Here is a 1,386-nt window from a genome sequence, read left to right on the forward strand (position 1 = left end):
TCCATTCTCTGTATGACTGTATTGGGTTTTAGCAAGTACAGTCGCAGAAGAAAATTGAAATTGATCAAGTTTAAGCGCATCAGAAGTCACAGCTGTTTGAATTTCTGCTACACTATCTGATTGCTCAATATCAGGTACTGAACTAGCACTAGGTACTATATCAATATCAGATACTGGCTTATCCTGATTTACAATGTTTTTCTTAGTTTCATTTGTTACTTTAGTTTTAACTTCCTTAGAAACTTTATTTTGATTACTTGCATGAATCACTTTATTTTGATGTCCTGCAATCATAAATGGATTAAACAATACTCCGAAGTTAAACTAGAAGATAACTCTGTTTTAACTGCTCGTCAAATTCAAGAGCTTATGAAGCGCAATGCACAATTAGAAGAGGAAAACCTCATACTAAAAAAAGCAAGTGCCATATTCATGCAAAACTTAAAATAAGATTATCTGCTGTCCATAGGTTACGATTCGAACACGCGATACAGACCCTGTGTCGCGTGTTACACGTTAATCGGTCAACTTACTATAAAGCCCTTAAAAAGACAAAATCTAAGCGTGAAATTGATAATATGACTTATCGCAAGTTATTGCTCGACATACATATTAAATCTAAGAAACGTTTTGGAACAAGAAGCTTTAAACGGGTACTCTTGCGTGATTATGGCATAAACATTTCTGAAGGTAGAATCTACAGACTATTAAAAACGATGTCCCTACCTAAGATGTCAACGATAAAACCTAGATGGAAACATGAGAAAAGTTCACAGCATCCAAAAACAAGCAATCATTTAAAGCAACAATTCAATCATAAAGCACCAAACCTAGTTTGGACAACAGACTTCACCTACATTTCAATCGGTCATAAGAAACACGTCTATCTCTGTGTCATTCTTTATCTTTTTTCACGTAAAGTCATTGCCTGGAAACTTAGTAATAAAATTGATGCCCAACTAGCCATTGATACACTGGAATAGCAATAAAAAATAGAAAACCAACTGAATCGTTACTATTTCATTCTGATCAAGGTTCTCAATTTAAAGCCAAGAGCTTTAGAATAGTATTAGATGATAATCATATGTTAGCTTCTTATTAAGCGCCTGGTTATACTTACGATAATTCGGTAACAGAAGTCTTTTTCAAATACTTTAAGCACAGAGAAGCAAATAGAAGGGAATTTCATAACATTCAAGAAGTGAAATTATCTTGCTTTGAATATATTGAAGGGTTTTATAATAACTACAATCCACATTCAGCTAATAATTTTTTAACTCCTAATGAAAATGATAAACAATACTTTGCGAATAAATCACACTAATTTGTGTCTATTTATTTGACATTAGTCCAATTATCAACTGTGTTGAGTAGATAGACAAAAAC

At 32.9% G+C, this 1,386-nt stretch carries 1 protein-coding gene and 1 pseudogene; one reads left to right on the forward strand and one right to left on the reverse strand.

What is annotated here, in order from left to right:
- Nucleotides 1-309: hypothetical protein (locus RU86_RS11735; protein ID WP_179296294.1), on the reverse strand; the 309-nt coding region annotated here is incomplete at its 3' end.
- Between RU86_RS11735 and RU86_RS12405 the strand changes: the two are divergent.
- Nucleotides 289-1,324: pseudogene (locus RU86_RS12405) on the forward strand (IS3 family transposase); the annotation flags it as partial. The gene RU86_RS11735 and the pseudogene RU86_RS12405 sit on opposite strands and share 21 nt — an antisense overlap.
- Nucleotides 1,325-1,386 lie beyond the last annotated feature (62 nt).

Origin of the sequence: Pseudolactococcus piscium (assembly GCF_002441695.1) — a bacterium.
Lineage (GTDB): Bacteria > Bacillota > Bacilli > Lactobacillales > Streptococcaceae > Pseudolactococcus > Pseudolactococcus piscium.